Annotated in this window: 14 protein-coding genes; 3 read left to right on the top strand and 11 right to left on the bottom strand. The window is 70.7% G+C overall.

The window, feature by feature from the left end:
- Positions 1-114: 114 nt before the first annotated feature.
- Together H9L17_RS11670 and H9L17_RS11665 are read right to left on the bottom strand one after the other, a co-directional pair.
- Entirely contained in the window at positions 115-786 is a 672-nt protein-coding gene (locus H9L17_RS11670) for a sensor histidine kinase (protein WP_187569613.1), read from the bottom strand.
- A 40-nt stretch (positions 787-826) separates the two neighbouring features.
- Positions 827-1,528 carry a response regulator transcription factor gene (locus H9L17_RS11665; RefSeq protein WP_187569612.1) on the bottom strand — a complete coding sequence of 234 codons (702 nt, stop codon included), beginning with the start codon at positions 1,526-1,528 and terminating at the stop codon, positions 827-829.
- A 108-nt stretch (positions 1,529-1,636) separates the two neighbouring features.
- On the opposite strand from H9L17_RS11665, the gene H9L17_RS11660 reads away from it, so the two are divergent.
- A complete protein-coding gene (locus H9L17_RS11660) occupies positions 1,637-1,978 on the top strand; it encodes a DMT family protein (RefSeq protein ID WP_187569611.1) in 342 nt (113 codons plus the stop codon).
- A 144-nt stretch (positions 1,979-2,122) separates the two neighbouring features.
- On the opposite strand, the gene H9L17_RS11655 is transcribed toward H9L17_RS11660, so the two are convergent.
- The 4 genes from H9L17_RS11655 to nudE form a co-directional block, all read right to left on the bottom strand.
- Positions 2,123-2,428, bottom strand: a complete 306-nt coding sequence (locus H9L17_RS11655) for an Mpo1-like protein (RefSeq protein WP_187569610.1) — start codon at positions 2,426-2,428, stop codon at positions 2,123-2,125.
- Positions 2,425-3,306: a nucleoside triphosphate pyrophosphohydrolase gene (gene mazG / locus H9L17_RS11650; protein ID WP_187569609.1), complete on the bottom strand. Its 882-nt coding sequence runs from the start codon at positions 3,304-3,306 to the stop codon at positions 2,425-2,427. The genes H9L17_RS11655 and mazG overlap by 4 nt, the downstream gene beginning before the upstream one ends.
- A 109-nt stretch (positions 3,307-3,415) precedes the next feature.
- A complete protein-coding gene (gene cysQ / locus H9L17_RS11645) occupies positions 3,416-4,216 on the bottom strand; it encodes a 3'(2'),5'-bisphosphate nucleotidase CysQ (RefSeq protein ID WP_246455084.1) in 801 nt (266 codons plus the stop codon).
- Positions 4,209-4,763, bottom strand: a complete 555-nt coding sequence (nudE, locus tag H9L17_RS11640; protein WP_187569607.1) for an ADP compounds hydrolase NudE — start codon at positions 4,761-4,763, stop codon at positions 4,209-4,211. Before nudE ends, cysQ begins: the two co-directional genes overlap by 8 nt.
- Positions 4,764-4,792: 29 nt before the next feature.
- On the opposite strand from nudE, the gene H9L17_RS11635 reads away from it, so the two are divergent.
- Positions 4,793-6,199, top strand: coding sequence for an adenosylmethionine--8-amino-7-oxononanoate transaminase (locus H9L17_RS11635; protein ID WP_187569606.1), 1,407 nt, complete (start codon positions 4,793-4,795; stop codon positions 6,197-6,199).
- The gene (locus tag H9L17_RS11630) at positions 6,190-6,921 is read left to right on the top strand and encodes a 16S rRNA (uracil(1498)-N(3))-methyltransferase (protein WP_187569605.1); all 732 of its coding nucleotides are present in this window, start codon (positions 6,190-6,192) and stop codon (positions 6,919-6,921) included. The genes H9L17_RS11635 and H9L17_RS11630 overlap by 10 nt, the downstream gene beginning before the upstream one ends.
- A gap of 49 nt (positions 6,922-6,970) precedes the next feature.
- Here H9L17_RS11630 and H9L17_RS11625 read toward each other — a convergent pair whose 3' ends face one another.
- The 5 genes from H9L17_RS11625 to H9L17_RS11605 all read right to left on the bottom strand — a co-directional run bounded on the left by H9L17_RS11625 (position 6,971) and on the right by H9L17_RS11605 (position 16,711).
- Positions 6,971-7,267: a hypothetical protein gene (locus tag H9L17_RS11625; RefSeq protein ID WP_187569604.1), complete on the bottom strand. Its 297-nt coding sequence runs from the start codon at positions 7,265-7,267 to the stop codon at positions 6,971-6,973.
- Positions 7,268-7,280: 13 nt separating this feature from the next.
- Positions 7,281-7,751 (bottom strand): chemotaxis protein CheW, encoded by a 471-nt coding sequence (locus H9L17_RS11620; protein ID WP_187569603.1) that lies wholly within the window; start codon positions 7,749-7,751, stop codon positions 7,281-7,283.
- An 8-nt stretch (positions 7,752-7,759) separates the two neighbouring features.
- Positions 7,760-8,737: a chemotaxis protein CheB gene (locus H9L17_RS11615; protein ID WP_187569602.1), complete on the bottom strand. Its 978-nt coding sequence runs from the start codon at positions 8,735-8,737 to the stop codon at positions 7,760-7,762.
- Entirely contained in the window at positions 8,734-14,616 is a 5,883-nt protein-coding gene (locus H9L17_RS11610; RefSeq protein ID WP_187569601.1) for a hybrid sensor histidine kinase/response regulator, read from the bottom strand. Before H9L17_RS11610 ends, H9L17_RS11615 begins: the two co-directional genes overlap by 4 nt.
- 79 nt (positions 14,617-14,695) lie before the next feature.
- Positions 14,696-16,711, bottom strand: a complete 2,016-nt coding sequence (locus H9L17_RS11605) for a methyl-accepting chemotaxis protein (protein WP_187569600.1) — start codon at positions 16,709-16,711, stop codon at positions 14,696-14,698.
- Positions 16,712-16,725 lie beyond the last annotated feature (14 nt).

Raw genomic sequence — 16,725 nt, 5'->3', positions numbered from 1 at the left:
GGAGGATTGACGGGTGGGAACGCGCGGCTGCGCATCCGGTTGACAGCGGCGCATCCTGACCGGCGCGCGCGCGCCGCAACCGTGCCGTCAGTCATGGCCCCGCTTCGGCCGAAGTCAGCCGAACAGGATGGTCGCCTGCGTCCCGCGCCCCGGCGCGCTCTCCAGCCGCAGCGGCCAGCCGCAGCGCTGGCCCAGCCTGTGGGCGATGGACAGGCCCAGCCCCGGCCCGGCCACCTGCTCGCCCTCGCCGCGGTAGAACGGCTCGAACGCGCGCGCCAGCGTCGCCGCGTCCATGCCGATGCCGGTGTCTTCCACGCACAGCCGGTCCGCCTGCAGACAGACCCGCACTTCGCCGGCGTCGGTGAAGCGCACCGCGTTGCCCAGCAGATTGCCCAGCATCACCTGCAGCACCCGCGGCGGCGCGTGCAGCACCGGCTCGGCCTCGATCTCCAGCCGCAGCTCCAGCCCCTTGTAGCGCAGCAGCGGCAGCACGCGCTCCAGCTCGTGCTCCACTACCTCGCGCACCCGCACCTCTTCCAGCTCCATCACCGTCTGCTCGCAGCGCGCCAGCAGCAGCAGCGCGTCGATGATCGCCTCCATGCCCGCCACCGCGTCCTGGATGCGCCCCAGCGAGCGACGCGAGGCGTTCGACAGACCGTCGTCATGGGCGATCAGGTCGCTGGCGACCCGGATCACGGTCAGCGGCGTGCGCAGCTCATGGCTGGCGTCGCGGGTGAAATCGCGCTCGCGGGATTCAGCATCCGCAGCCGGTCCGACGGCTGGCAAGGAACTGGGCGAGTGCGTGGACATGGCCGCGGACAATGCGCTACGCCGCCAGATCCGCGATCCGGTAGCCGGCGCTTTGCACGGTGTGCAGCAGCGGCCGTTCGAACGGCTTGTCCATGACCTTGCGCAGGTTGTACAGGTGGCTGCGCAGGGTGTCGGAATCCGGCAGCTCGTCGCCCCAGATCTCGCGCTCGATCTCCTGCCGGCTGACCACCCGCGGCGACTCGCGCATCAGGATCGACAGCAGGCGCAGCGCGATCGGCGACAGCTGCAGCTCGCAGCCGGCGCGGGTGGCGCGCAGCGAGGCCGGATCCAGGGACAGGTCGGCGACCTGCAAGACCTCCGAACCCACCTGGCGGCGGTCGCGGCGGATCAGCGCGTGCAGGCGCGCTTCCAGTTCGCGGATCGCGAACGGCTTGGTCAGGTAGTCGTCGGCGCCCGACGACAGCCCGGTCAGCTTGTCGTCCAGCGTGTCGCGCGCGGTCAGCATCAGGATCGGCGTGGACTTGCGCGCCTCGGCGCGCAGCCGCCGGCAGACCTCGATGCCGTCCAGCCGCGGCAACATCAGGTCGAGCACGATGGCGTCGTAGGCGTTCTCCGCCGCCAGCCTGTAGCCGTCCACGCCATCGGCCGCGTAGTCCACTTCGAACCCGCGGCTTTCCAGGTATTCGCCCACCATCTCGGAGATGTTGCGGTTGTCCTCGACGATGAGTACCAGTCCCGCCTGTTCCTGTTCGCGCATGCGCGCCTCGTTTGGATAGCCCTTGGAAAAACATGCCCATCCGCAGGTCGACACGGCGTGAAGAAGACTAAACTGCGCCCCGCTCCGGACATTCCGTGGAAGTCTCGCATGCCGTACGCCCGCTTGCTGTCGCCGCTTCTTCTGGTGTTCTCGAACGTGTTCATGACGTTCGCCTGGTACGGTCACCTCAAACACAAGGAGGTGGCGCTGCCCAAGGTCATCCTGATCAGCTGGGGGATCGCCTTCTTCGAATACATGTTGATGGTGCCGGCCAACCGCATCGGCAGCACCGTCTACAGCGCGCCGCAGCTCAAGGGCATGCAGGAGGTCATCACCCTGCTGGTGTTCGCCGGCTTCTCCGCCTTCTATCTCGGCCAGCCGCTGAAGTGGAACCATTGGGCGGGGTTCGCGCTGATCCTGGTGGCGGCGTGGCTGATCTTCCAGGAGTGACGCCGATGTCGCAGAGGCATCCGTGTGGCCGGGGCCCGCTCAGGGACCATCGGCGGCATGGATGCCGCCGATGAGCCTACATGGACGTATTCACGGCGTGTCCCTGGGCGGGTTCCGGCCGCACGGATGCCGCCCGCATCATCGCTAGAACGGAATGCGGCCGATCAGGATGTCCCGGTACATCACCCAGTCGCCGGCGAAGGAATAGAGCGGATGCTTGAAGGTGGCCGGGCGGTTCTTCTCGAAGAAGAAGTGGCCGATCCAGGCGAAGGCGTAGCCCGAGAGCAGCGCCGCCAGCAGCCACCAGGCATTGCCGCTCTTGATCGCCAGCACGATGAAGCCGATGGCGAAGCTCGTGCCGGTGAAATGCAGCCGCCGGCAGGTGCGGTTGCGGTGTTCGCCCAGATAGAACGGATAGAACTCGCGGAAGCTGGCGAAACCCTCGCTCATCGCTTGCCTTCCTTCTCCGCCGCCTTGGCCAGGTCCCAATAGCGATCCTGCGCGTCCAGCGGTTTCCCGGCAAGGCCGCCGTCCGCCTCGGCCAGCGCTTCCATCGCGCGGAAGCGGCGCTCGAACTTGCGGTTGGCGCGGCGCAGCGCGCCGCCCACGTCGACCTTGGCGTGCCGCGCCAGATTGGCGCAGACGAACAGCACGTCGCCGATCTCGTCCTCCAGCCGGTCGCGCGCTTCGGCATCGCCCGGCGCGGCGGCGACGGCGTCGAACTCGGCGCGCACCTCGTCGAGTTCCTCGCGCAGCTTGTCCAGCACAGGCGCAGGATCTGGCCAGTCGAAGCCGACCTTGGCCGCCTTGTGCTGCAGCTTCACCGCGCGCTGCCATTCCGGCAGCCCGCGCGAAATGCCGGCCAGCGCCGACGCGTCGGCTTCGCCCTTCGCCTCGCGCTCGGCGCGCTTGATCGCGTCCCAGTTGCGCAGCACTTCGCCGCTGTCGTCCGCATGCATGTCGCCGGCCGCTCCCGGCATCCTGCCTCCCGCGGCATTGGCACATCCCTGTGCGGCAAATACATGCGGATGCCGACGCACCATCTTGTCGCAGATCGCAGCCGCCACGTCATCGAAATCGAAGGCGCCGGCCTCCTCCGCCATCCGCGCGTGGAACGCCACCTGCAGCAGCAGGTCGCCCAGCTCATCCTTCAGGTCGGCCATGTCGCCCCGGTCGATGGCGTCGGCGACCTCGTAGGCTTCCTCGATGGTGTACGGCGCAATCGTGGCGAAGTCCTGTTCGAGATCCCAGGGACAGCCGCCGTCCGGATCGCGCAGCTTCGCCATGATGGCGAGCAGTTGCGCGATGTTTTCCGTCTTGTCTTGCATCGGTGAACCTCAGGAACATCCGGACGCGGATCAATGCGGATGACGCGGATAAAGCCTTTTCGCATCCGAAGCTTCATCCGTGTCGTCCGCGCCAATCCGCGTCAAAAAATCAAACCCAATCCCGCCACGGCAGTGCGACATCGCCGAGCGCGACGAAATCGCCATTGAGCAGCGTGTCGCGCTGGTTGTAGCGGAACGGGCGGCCGCGCGGATCGAGCACCGCGCCGCCGGCCGCCTCCAGGATCGCCTGCCCGGCGGCGGTGTCCCATTCGCTGGTCGGGCCGAAGCGCGGATACAGGTCCATCGCGCCCTCGGCGATCCGGCAGAACTTCAGCGAGGAGCCGCAGCCCAGCACCTCGCTGCCCGGCAGCGCGTCCAGCAGCGCCTGCGTGCGCGCGTCGCGGTGCGAGCGGCTGGCGGCGATGCGCAACGGCGAGGCGGCGGGAATGCGCGCATGGATCGGCACGTCGGTGTCGGCGTCGCGGCGGAACGCGCCGCGACCGGGCGCGCCGTGCCACAGCGCGCCGGTGACCGGCTGCTGGATCACGCCGAAGGTCGTCACGCCCTCCTCGATCAGCGCGATGTTGACGGTGAACTCGCCGTTGCGCTTGACGAACTCGCGGGTGCCGTCCAGCGGATCGACCAGCCACAGCGTCTTCCACGCGCGGCGCTCGGCGATGTCGGCGTCCTTCGATTCCTCCGACAGCACCGGGATGTCCGGCGTCAGCGCACGCAGGCCGGCGACGATGCAGCGGTGCGAGGCCAGGTCGGCGGCGGTCAGCGGCGAGTTGTCATCCTTGTGCTGGACCGCGGCATCCACCTCGAACGACGCGCTGTCGTAGACGGCGAGGATCTCGGCGGCGGCCCTGCGCGCGAGGCCGATCACGGCGTCGCGCAGCGCGTCATTCATGTGCATGCTGCTGCAACCATTCGCGGGCGATGAACAATGCCGCGATGGTGCGGCCCTCGGAAAAGTCTTCCTGCAAAATCAGCCGGTCCAGCTCGGCCAGCCTCCACGGCACCACTTCGAGCTCTTCCGGCTCGTCGCCGGGCAGGCGCTGCGGATACAGGTCGCGCGCCAGCACCACGTGGGTCTGGTGGCTCATGTAGGTGGGCGCCAGCGTCAGGCTGCGCAGCACGTGCAGGTCGCGGGCGCCATAGCCGGCCTCCTCCATCAGCTCGCGGTTGGCGGCCTCGACCGGCGTCTCGCCGGCGTCGATGCGGCCCTTGACCAACCCCAACTCGTAGCGGTGCACGCCGGCCGCATATTCGCGGACCAGCAGCACGGTCTCGGCGTCCAGCATCGGCACCACCGCCACCGCGCCGTGACCGCGCCCGTGCAAGCGCTCGTACAGGCGGCGCTCGCCGTTGCTGAACTCCAGGTCGAGCCGCTCCATGCGGTACGGGCCGGCGTCGTGCTCGGTGATGCCGTGGATGACGGGCAGGCGGCGGCTCATGCGGCCGCCCCGGCGGCGATAATGGCGGGATGGAAGGATTTCACGATGGCCCCATGATAGCCGCCACCGATGACTGGCGCGCGCGCGACCTGGCCGTGCTCTGGCATCCGTGCACGCAGATGCGCGAGCACCCGCATGCGCTTCCGTTGTTCCCGGTGGCGCACGGCGAAGGCGCCTGGCTGGTCGGCTTCGATGGCCGCCGCGTGCTGGACGGCGTCAGCAGCTGGTGGACCAATCTGCACGGCCACGCCGAGCCGCGCATCGCCGAAGCCATCGCCCGGCAGGCGCGGACGCTGGAGCAGGTGATCCTGGCCGGTTTCTCGCACGCGCCCGCCGTCGAACTGGCCGAGCGCCTGCTCGCCATCGCCCCGCGCGAGGCCGGTCGCGGTCCGCTGTCCAAGGTGTTCTATGCCGACAACGGCTCGGCCGGCGTGGAAGTGGCGCTGAAGATGGCCTTCCATTGGTTCCACAATCGCGGCATCGAAGGGCGCACCAAGTTCGTCGCGCTGACCGGCAGCTACCACGGCGAAACGCTGGGCGCGCTGTCGGTGGGCGACATCCCGCTGTACCGCCGCGTGTACGCGCCGCTGCTGCTGGAAACGCTGTTCGCGCCTTCCCCCGACGCGTTCGGCGCGCGCGACGCCGCCGAAGCCGAGCGCCTCGCCCACGCCGCCGCCGACGCACTGGCGCAGTTGCTCGATGCGCACGCAGGCGAAATCTGCGCGCTGATCGTGGAACCGCTGCTGCAATGCGCCGGCGGCATGCGCATGCACCATCCCGCCTGGCTGCGCCGCGCGCGCGAACTCTGCGACGCGCACGGCGTGTTCCTGATCGCCGACGAGATCGCCACCGGCTTTGGCCGCACCGGCACGCTGTTCGCCTGCGAGCAGGCTGGCATCCAGCCCGACCTTTTATGCCTGTCCAAAGGCCTGACCGGCGGCTTCCTGCCGCTGTGCGCGGTGCTGGCGACGCAAGCCATCTACGACGGCTTCCTCGACGACTCGCGCGAGCGCGCGTTCCTGCATTCGCACAGCTACAGCGGCAACCCGCTGGCCTGCGCGGCGGCGTTGGCTTCGCTGGACATCCTCGAACGCGACGGCGTGCTGGCGCGGAACCGCGCAACCGCCGCGAAGATGGCCGTGCTGGCCGCACCGTTCCGGGCGCACCCGGCGGTGGCCGAAGTGCGCCAGACCGGCATGGTGGTTGCCATCGAACTGCATCCGGAAACCGGCAACGCCGAGGACGGCCACGCGGTGGAGATCGCCGGCCGCCGCGGCCTGCGCATGTACCGCGCGGCGCTGGACGCCGGCGCGCTGCTGCGCCCGCTGGGCGACGTGCTGTACTGGATGCCGCCCTACTGCATCGACGACGCGCAGCTCGACCTGCTGGCGCGCGCCACCGCCGCCGCACTGGAGGAAGCCACCCGATGCGCCTGACCCGCAGCTTCGTCGCCCTGCCCTTGCAGTCGGGCGACACCGTGACCCTGCCGGACGATGCCGCCGCGCATCTCGTCCGCGTGCTGCGCCTGCAGGCGGGCGATGCCTGCGTGCTGTTCAACGGCGACGGCTTCGACTACGACGCCCGCATCGTCGCCGCCGACAAACGTGGCGCGCAGGCGGAGGTGCTCGGCGCGCGTCGGATCGACAACGAATCGCCGCTGCGCATCTCGCTGGTGCAGGGCATCGCCCGCGGCGAAAAAATGGACCTGATCTTGCAGAAGGCGACCGAACTCGGCGTCGCCCGCATCCTGCCGGTGGACAGCGAGCGCAGCGAAGTGAAGCTGGACGCGCAGCGCGCCGCCAAGCGGCTGGCGCACTGGCGCGAAGTGGTGGTCTCCGCCTGCGAGCAGAGCGGCCGCGCGGTCGTGCCCGAAGTGCTGGCGCCGCAGCCGCTGGCGCAGGGCGCCGCGCTGCGCGAGGGACACGGCTTCCTCCTCGATCCATTCGCCGACCGCACGCTGGCCTCGCTGCAAGGCGGCGAACTGCGAGTCTGCACGCTGGCGATCGGTCCGGAAGGCGGCTGGTCGCCGCGCGACCGCGAGCAATTGATGGCGGCAGGCTACGAAGGCCTGCGGCTGGGGCCGCGCGTGCTGCGCACCGAAACCGCCGGCATTGCGGCGATCGCGGCCTTGCAGGCGATGCTGGGCGATCTGGCTTAGCGGCCGGGAGACACGCAAATACCGCCGCATTGTCTGCCGGATCCCTCGCCTAATCCGCCGCCATCACCTTCGCGGATATGCCGTGGCGCGCATCGAACTCGATGACGCACGCATAGCGCCACCAAGGCGCGCGCTGGTTGTATATCCAGAGGCTCGGGGCTTGCCTGCCCAGCGGATTGATCCAGAGGCCGGCGGCCTCCGCGTCGGCGATCACCCGCTCCCGGGTCGCGGCAGCGGGAAGACCGCGACAGAACGCCTCGACGGGATGGCGCTTGTAGACCGAGTATCCCCAAGGGCATCCCACCAGCAACGCGAACGCCACGAACGCTTTCGCGAAGGCGTCCACCGCTCCGGCGGCCTTACGCGGCGGCGGCGAGCGCCGCGTGCAGGCGCTGCTCCAGCGCCGCCAGGTCGGGCACCATCGCATCGTTCTCGTTGAGGCGCACGCGCGCCAGCACGCCGGCGGGCAGTTCGCCGCCGTCGTCCAGCGTCGCCAGCGTGGATTCGGTCACCGTCACCAGCCGCGGGAAGCCCTGGGTCAGCATCGCGAAATAGGGTTGGCGCGCGTTGCCGCCCAGCGCCTTGAGCACGATCACCTTGCTGCCCAGCCCACCCTCTTCCTCGGCGATGCCGGCGAAGCGCGAGAACGACATCAGCGGCAGCTGCCAGCCGCGCCAGCGGATCCGGCCCAACAGCCAGTCCGGCGCATCCGCCAGCGGCTCGGGCGTGGCGTAGGACAGCACTTCGGCAATGGTCGCGTTGGGCAGCAGCAGGCGCGCATCGGCCACCTGGATGAGCACGCCGCGGATGATGTATGCGATGTCGGACATGGAGGACCTCAGGCAGACCAGCGTTGCAGCAATTGTCGGGACATCCCGGCGAGGCTGCTCGCCTCGCCGCCGCGCGCCACCAGCGCATTGCTGGCGGCGGGATCGAAACAGTTCTCCGCGGCCTGGCCCAGCGCCAGGCCGCCGGCCCAGCGCATCGCCAGCGCCACGTCCACCAGCGCGGGCGGCGCGCCGCTGAGCAGCAGCATGGCGCTGTCGGCGGCGCGCAGGGCGGCGAAGCCGGGCTCCCCGGCGGTGGCCACGAAGTGCAGGCCGGCCGGCGCTTCGCCGACGTCGAGCCCGTCGGGCATCACGTACACGGTGCCGCCGTGCAGCGGCTCGCCGGCCTGCGCCAGCATCACCCGCATGCGCGAAGCGCGCTGCATCTGCCGCACCAGCCGGTCGTACTGCCCGCCTTCGATGCGCTGGCGCAGCAGCACCGGGCGCGGGAACGCCTCCGGCAGTTCGCCCAGCAGCTGGCGCACCGCGTCGGGGCCGCCGACGCCGGCCGCGACCACCACCGCGCCGTTCGCGGGCGCCGCTGTCGGCGCCTTGGCCTGTTGCGCTACCGGCGGCATCGCCGCCACCTGCAACGTCAGGTCTTCCATCTCCTGCGCGAAACCACGCCCGGCGTCGCCGCCCGGCATCGCCGGCAGCACGTCCTGGTGCCCGTGCAGCTTGGCCGCCAGGTGCCGCGCCCAGCGCGCCGCTTCCCAGCCGTCGCGTCTGGCCGCCACCTCGGCGTCGTCGTACATCACCGCCAGCGCCGGATCGGCCAGCACGCCGTCGAATTTCTCCAGCGCGGTCTCGGCCACCGGGTCGAGCACCACCAGCACGGCGTCGGGCGCGGCCACGCGAACGTCCTCCTCGCCTACGGCGGTCGGGTCCAGCACCGCCGCCAGTTCCGCACCCGCCTGCTGCACCGCCGCCCGGGTGCGGTCGCACGCGGCTCCCGCGCGCGCCAGCACCACCACGCGCCTGGCGCTCATTGCAGGGTTCCGTCGCCCGCGTGCTCCAGCCCCAACAGCTCGAACACGTTCCGCATCAGCTCGACTTCCTGGTACGGCTTGCCGAGGTAACGCTCGACGCCGATCTCGAAGGCGCGCTGGCGGTGCTTGTCGCCGGTGCGCGAGGTGATCATCACGATCGGCACGTTGCGCAGGCGCGGGTCGGCCTTCATCGCGGTCGCCAGCTCGTAGCCGTCCATGCGCGGCATTTCGATGTCGAGCAGCATCAGATCGGGCACGAAGTCGGCCATGCGCTCCAGCGCGTCGAGGCCGTCCTTCGCGGTCGCCACCTCGAAGCTGTGGCGCTCCAGCACGCGGCCGGTGACCTTGCGCATGGTGACGGAGTCGTCCACCACCATGACCAGCGGCACCTTCCGCTGCGCGCCCGGCACGTGGACCTCGCCCTCGTCGACCTGCGCGGCGGCCGCCTGGCGGCGCACCAGCGGCGCGACGTCGAGGATCACCACCACGCGGCCGTCGCCCATGATGGTGGCGCCGAAGATGCCCGGCACCGACGCCAGCTGCGGGCCGCCGGTCTTGACCACGATTTCGCGGCTGCCGACCACCTGGTCGATCGCCACCGCCGCGCGCAGCTCGCCGGAACCGACCAGCAGCAGCGGCATCTGCAGATGCCCTTCCGCCTTCGCCGGGGCGGCGCCGACCAGCGCGCCGAGGTCGTGCAGCGCGTAGTCCTCGCCGCCGTAGCGGTAGCCCGCGCCGGCCTTGGCCATGTCCTCGCGGGCGATGCGGCCCACGCCGCGCACCGAGGCGATCGGCACCGCGTATTCGGTCTCGCCGATCTTGACGAACACCGCCTGCGTCACCGCCAGCGTCTGCGGCAGGCGCAGGGTGAAGGTGGTGCCCTGGCCGGGGCGCGAGGCGATGTCGATGGTGCCGCCGAGCTGGCGCACTTCGCTCGCCACCACGTCCATGCCGACGCCGCGGCCGGCCAGGCGGCTGACGGTTTCGGCGGTGGAGAAGCCCGGCTGCATGATCAGCTGGTCGAGCTCGGCGTCGCTCAGCGTCGCGTCCGCCTTGATCAGGCCGCGGTCGATGCCGCGCGCGCGGATCGCGTCGCGGTTGAGGCCGGCGCCGTCGTCGGCGATCTGCAGCACGACTTCCGAGCCTTCGCGGCGCACCACCACGCGGATGCTGCCTTCCTCCGGCTTGCCGGCGGCGCGGCGCGCGTCCGGCGTTTCCAGGCCGTGCGCGATGGCGTTGCGGAGCATGTGCTCCAGCGGCGCGGTCATGCGCTCCAGCACGTTGCGGTCGAGTTCGCCCTGCGCGCCTTCCAGCTTGAGCTGCGCCTGCTTGCCGGTTTCGCCGGCGGCCTGGCGGATCACGCGGCGCAGACGCGGCACCAGCGAGTCGAACGGCAGCATGCGCGTGCGCATGAGGCCTTCCTGCAGCTCGGAGCTGACGCGCGACTGCTGGGTCAGCAGCGTCTCGTACTGGCGGGTCAGATCGTCCATCGACCCGTGCAGGCTCTGCAAGTCGGCGGCCGATTCGGCCAGCGCGCGGGAGAGCTGCTGCAGGGTGCTGAAGCGGTCGAGCTCCAGCGGGTCGAAGGCTTCGTTGGCGGTGTCGTTCTCGCGCTGGAAGCGGGCGATGATCTGCGCTTCGGTTTCCGAATCGAGGCGGCGCAGCTGGTCGCGCAGGCGCAGGTTGGTCTGCTCCATTTCCTGCGCGGTGCTGCGGAACGCGGCCAGCTGCTGTTCCAGGCGGGCGCGGTAGATGGCGACTTCGCCCGCGTAGTTCACCAGCCGATCGAGCAGGTCGGCGCGGATGCGTACCTGTTCCTGCGGCGCGCGCACGCCGATGTCCTCGTCCTCGCCGAACCCGTCCTGGCCCATCGGCGCGGACAGCGGCTTGAGCTCGGGCTTTTTCGCGGGTACGGCGCGCGGCGCGGGCGTGGCGGCCTGTTCCGCCGCCTGCTCCACCGCGGGCGCGCGGCCTTCGGCGCGGGCGCTGAACTCTTCGATCAGACCCGCCGGCATGCCGATCGCGCGGCGTGCAGCGATGCGGGTGATCATGCCGTGCAGCCGGTCGAAGCCGCGTTCCAGCAGCGGCACGCCGTCGGCGCCGAATTCGGTCTTCTGCGCGGCCACCGCTTCCAGCAGCGACTCCATGGCGTGGCCCAGCTCGCCGGCTGGCATCATGCCGGCCATGCGCGCGCCGCCCTTGAGCGTGTGCAGGTCGCGCTGCAAGCCGCTCACCAGTTCGTTGTCGTCCGGCGTGTCGCGCAGCTTGGCCAGCAGGCCGTCGGAGTGGTCGAGCAGGTCGCCGGCCTCCTCGACGAAGATGTCCACCAGCTCCAGGTCCAGCTCGCTGGTGTCCAGCGGCTCGTCCGGGTCTTCCGCGGCGCTGGCCGCCGACTGCAGCGCCGCCAGCGCGGCCTGCTCGCGCGCCTGCGCGGCGGCGGCGGCCTCGGCGGCGCGACGCTCGGCTTCGGCGCGCTCGGCTTCCGCACGGCGGACCGCCGCGCGTTCGGCTTCCTGGCGCTCGGCCTCGGCGCGGGCGGCGGCGATGCGTTCGGCTTCCTGGCGCTCCGCTTCGCGGCGTGCGGCTTCTTCGGCCGCCAGGCGTTCGGCTTCCGCCTGCTGTTCGGCGGCAAGACGCGCCGCTTCGGCTTCTTCCGCGGCGATCCGCTCGGCGTCGAGGCGTGCGGCTTCTTCGGCCGCCAGGCGCTCGGCTTCCGCTTGTTCGGCAGCGAGACGCGCGGCCTCGGCCTGTTCCGCGGCGATCCGCTCGGCTTCGAGGCGTGCGGCCTCTTCGGCCGCCAGGCGTTCGGTTTCCGCCTGCTCCGCCGCAAGCCGCGCGGCTTCCGCTTCTTCCGCCGCAAGGCGTTCGGCTTCGGCGCGCGCAGCCGCTTCGGCCGCGAGGCGCTCGGCCTCCTGGTGTTCGGCGCTTTCCGCCGCCAGACGCGCGGCTTCGAGGCGTTCGGTTTCCTCGGCGACCGCCCGCTCGGCTTCGAGGCGCATGACCTCCGCCTGCTCGGCGACGCGACGGGCGATTTCGGCTTCTTCCGCCGCGAGGCGTTCGACTTCGAGACGCTCCGCTTCCTCGGCGGCAAGGCGCGCGGCCTCGGCCTGTTCCGCCGCAAGGCGTTCGGCTTCGGCCTGCTCGGCGGCGAGACGCTCGGCCTCGACGCGGGCCGCTTCTTCCTGCGCCAGACGCTCGGCTTCCGCCTCGGCGGCGAGGCGTTCGGCCTCCTGGCGCGCGGCTTCTTCCGCGGCAAGGCGCTCGGCTTCGACGCGCGCGGCCTCCTCGGCCGCCAGACGCGCGGCCTCCGCTTCTTCCGCGGCGAGACGTTCGGCTTCGGCGCGCGCAGCCGCTTCGGCCGCAAGGCGTTCCGCTTCCGCCTGCTCGGCAGCCAGGCGCGCGGCTTCGGCTTCCTCCGCAGCAACGCGTTCGGCTTCGGCGCGTGCGGCTGCTTCGGCCGCCAGGCGCTGCGCTTCCGCCTGCTCGGCGGCGACGCGCGCGGCGTCCGCGTCCTCGTTGCCGGCAGGTGCGGTGTCGATGAACGGCAGGTTCGCTTCCGGCAGCGCGTCGCGCAGCGCGGCCATCCGCGCCGCCAGCGCGGCGAAGGCGGGCACCTGCGCCGGCGTGGTCTGCAGCGCCAGGGTGGAGGCGCGCACCGCCTCGGCGACTTCGCCCAGCGCTGCGACGCCGTCGGCATCGGCCTGCGCGCGGGCGGCCAGCAGCCGCTTGACGTAGCCTTCGGCCGGCGCGGTGAACGCGGTCACCGACGGCACTTCCGTCATCGCGAACGCGCCGTTGAGGGTGTGGATGGCGCGCACCAGCGCATCGCTGGCCGCGGCATCGCCCGCGCGGGCCTGCGCCAGCCAGGCGTCGACCGTGACCAAGTGGCCGCCGACTTCGGTGCCCAGGATTTCCAGCAGCACCGGATCCACCGAGACCGCCTGCGTTTCCGCGGCGGCTTCGGGTTCGGCGGCGACAGCAACATCGGGCGCCGCCGCTTCTTCGTGCGGGGCCGCAGGCTGCGCCATCGGCGCCGCGGTCAGCAGCACGTCCTCGCCGGCCGCCAGGCGGTCGGCCACGGCTTCCATCGCGTGGATGTCGATGCCGACGCTGCCCTCACCGCGCAGCGCGGCGTGCAGCTGCGGCAGCGATTCGCGGGCCTGGCCGACGAACGCCACCACCGCGTGGCTGGCCGGACGCGAACCGTCGAGCACGCGATTGAGCATGTTCTCGACGTGCCAGGCGAACTCGCCCAGCACCTTGGCGCCGACCAGCCGGCCGCTGCCCTTCAGGGTGTGGAACACGCGCCGGATCGGACGCAGCGTTTCGGCGTCGTCGGGCGCCAGCTTCCAGGCGGGCAGCAGGGTGTCGAGGTTGCCGATCTCGTCCTGGAATTCCTCCAGGAAGATCTCGCGGATCTCGTCGTCGATTTCGTCGCCGGCCGATTCGAAGCCGACGGCCAGCGCGGCACCGCCGCCCACCGCCACTTGTGCGGTCACAGGCGCGGCTTCGACTGCGGGCGCTTCTTCCTCGGCGACGACGGTTTCGACCACGGCGTCCGCCGCGGCTTCTTCGACATGTTCGACCGCCGGCTCCGCCACGGCCGGCGCTTCCGGTTCGATGGCGCGGGCCTCCGGCAGCGGCCAGTAACGCAGCGCTTCCAGGCTGGCGCGGGTTTTTTCCAGCAGATCCAGGCGCTGCCCGTGCGGGTCGTGCATGGACTCCAGGAAGTACTCCATGCTCGCCAGCGCGTCGGCCAGCGTGTCCAGCTGGCGGCCGCCCGGCACCTGCCTGCGCGAGACCAGTTCGTCCTGGCTGTAGCGCCGCAGCGCTTCCAGGTAGTCGGCCGGTTCGGGGCGTTCGAGGATGCGCATCGCGCCGGCGACTTCGCCCAGCAGGCGCGGCACCGATTCCAGCGCGGCGTGGTCCCAGTCGGTTTCGACGAAGGCGACGAAGGCGTTGCGCACTTCGGCGAAGTTGCTGACCGCGGCGCGGGTCAGCGCACCCATCACCTTGCGCGATTCCTGCGCCAGCAGGCCGCCGGCCTCGTCCGCGCTGGCGGCGCTGCCGAGCTGCGCGACCTGGTCGTCCAGCGAATGGTCGATGTAGAGCAGCGCGCCGGCCACGTCGAGCAGGTCGCTCTCGTTCGGAGGACGGGCGCCGCTGGCGATGCCGTGCACGATCTTGCGCTGTTCCTGCACCACCGCGCGCGCGCTTTCGAGGCCCAGCATGCCGAGGGTGTCGCCGATGCGGTCCAGCGCTTCGGCCTGCGGCTGCAGCTCCTGCACGTTGTCGCGGCTGCCGCGCAGGTGCAGGTCGAGCGCGTCCTTGACCTTCAGCAGGTCTTCCTTGATCGCCGCGGACACGGTGTCCAGCAGCGCGCGGTTGCGCCCGGCCAGGCTGCCGCGCGCGTGTTCCAGTTCGGCCTCGGTGGGCGCGTCCAGCAGGCTGGGCAGCGCATCCTGCCCCAGCGCTGCCGCGCCATGCGCCGCGCGCAGCTCGTTGATCAGCGGCAGCAGCACGATCGGGATGTCGCGGTGGCCGCCTTGCAGGCGTTCCAGATAGTCCGGCAGCTGCACCACGCCGCGCATCAGCACGGCCAGCGCCTCGTCGCGATCGGCGGTGGCGCCGTCGCGCAGCGCTTCGGCCAGCTGCTCCATCTCGCCGGCCACCATCGCCGGGGCCTGCAGTTCGAGCATGCGCAGGGTGCCCTGCACCTGGTGCAGATGGCCCATGCAGGTGGCCATGGGCGAAGCGTCGTCCGGCGCTTCGGCGAAGGCTTCGAGCTCGATCCGCGCCTGGCGCAGAGTCTCGTCGATCTCCGGCTTCACCCAGCCGAGCGCGGTGTGGTCGATGGCATCCCGCAGCGCCGTGGTCATGCCGTGGCTCCGACAAGACCCGGCGAGGCGATGCTGGCCTGGTGGCTGCTGTTCATCCCGATCCCTGTGTCAGTCCGGCTCAGGCGGGCAGCTTGAAGTCGGCGACCGAACGGCGCAGGTCGGCGGCGAGCTGGGCCAGATTACCGATCGACTCGGCGGTCTGGCTGGCGCCCTGCGAGGTCTGCGCGGTGATCGACTGGATGGTGTTCATGGTCTGGGTGATGTTGGAGGCCGCGTTGGACTGCTCCTGCGCCGCCACCGAGATGCCTTCAATCAGGCCCGACAGGTCGGACGACACCTTTTCGATCTCGCCCAGCGCGGTACCCGCGTCCTCGGCGAGGCGCGCGCCCGCGACCACTTCGGAAGTCGTCTGTTCCATCGACGACACCGCTTCGTTGGTATCGGCCTGAATGGTCTGGACCAGCGATTCGATGCGCTTGGTCGCGCTGGAGCTGCGTTCCGCGAGTCGCTGCACTTCGTCCGCCACCACCGCGAAGCCGCGGCCCGCTTCACCGGCGGAGGCCGCCTGGATGGCCGCGTTCAGCGCCAGGATGTTGGTCTGTTCGGAAATGTCGTTGATCAGTTCCACGATCGAGCCGATTTCCTGCGAGGACTCGCCCAGGCGCTTGATGCGCTTCGAGGTTTCTTGGATCTGGTCGCGGATGCTGTCCATGCCGGCGATCGTCTGGCGCACCACGCCCGCACCGTTCGTCGCGATCTGCACCGAACGGCGCGCCACCTCGGCGGAGTCGGCGGAGTTGCGCGACACCTGATTAATGCTGGAGGCGATCTCGTTGATGCGGTCGGTGGCGGAGTTGATCTCCTGCGCCTGGTGCTCGGCGGCGTCGGCCAGGTGCATGGCGGTCGCCTGGGTTTCCTGCGCGCTGGCCGAGACCTGCACCGAGGTGTCGTTGATGGTGGTCACCAGGGTGCGCAGCTGTTCCACGGCGAAGTTGATCGAGTCGGCGATCGCGCCGGTCATGTCCTCGGTCACGGTCGCCTTCACGGTCAGGTCGCCTTCCGCGAGCGAACCCATTTCGTCCAGCAGGCGCATGATCGCCTCCTGGTTGCGGTCGTTCAGTTCCTTGGTGGTCTGGTAGCGGATGCGCTGCGCGCGGTTCAGGGCCCACAGCAGGCCGACGATCGAGAACAGCGCCAGCGCGCCGGACAGGATGCTGACCCAGACGCCGCCGATGATGCTGGTGTCCTTCAGCGAGCCGAACGAGGTGAACGCGGCGAACAGGCTTTCGCTGTCGCCCAGCAGTTTGTCGGAACCGGTCGCCAGCGCGGACGCCGAGGCCTGCGCGCCGATCAGCTTGCGCGAGTCGCCGACGATCGCGTCGAGGTCCTTCTTCATGCCCTGCCAGAGCACGTTGGCCTGGGTGAGCGGGCCGGTGGCGCCGGCCGCGCTGACCTTGGCGATGTCGCCGCTGCCGTTGATCAGCGCGTTCATCTGCCGGTCGAACACCGCCGCGTCGCGGCCAAGCGCGTTGGCCGCGACCTGCGCGCCGTCGCCGCCGGCGCGCAGCTCGGCGATGCGCTGCGCCATGCGCGAGCTGATGTTGGCCTGCTGCAGCGCCGCGCTCACCTGCGCGGAGTTCGCGCCGCCCGAGACCAGGCCGCGCAGCACTTCGTACAGCTGCGCCTGCAGCTGCGGCACCTTGGCGGTGAAGCTGTCGGCGCGGCCGGACAGCGCCAGCACCGCCTGCTGCGAACCCAGCACCTCGTCGGCGCGGGTGGTCAGCGGGGTCCAGGTTTCGGTCACCGTGCGGATCGGCGCGGCCACGTCGGCGGAGTCGCCGAAGCGGTCGTTGAGCCACTTGATGTCGGCGTCGATCTCGCCCTTGGTGGCCTTGAACGATTCGAACGCCTGCACGTTGCCGTCGATGGCCTCGCGGCCCTGGTTGGCCAAGCGCTGCGAGTTCAGCTGCAGGCGGGAGGCCGCGGTGCTCGCGCCGCCGAGGCGCGAGGCCTTGGTGGTGGCATACAGGGTATTGCCGGCGAACACGACCAGCGAGCCGATCAGCAACCAGATCCAGAAGTTGGTGCTGAGATTGCGGCCCTTGCCGGCGGCGGAATCCATCAAATTGCTCATTGTTGCGACCTCGG

Source organism: Thermomonas brevis, assembly GCF_014395425.1.
Taxonomy (GTDB): Bacteria; Pseudomonadota; Gammaproteobacteria; order Xanthomonadales; family Xanthomonadaceae; genus Thermomonas; species Thermomonas brevis.
This window is presented reverse-complemented; position numbering and strand designations above follow the sequence as displayed.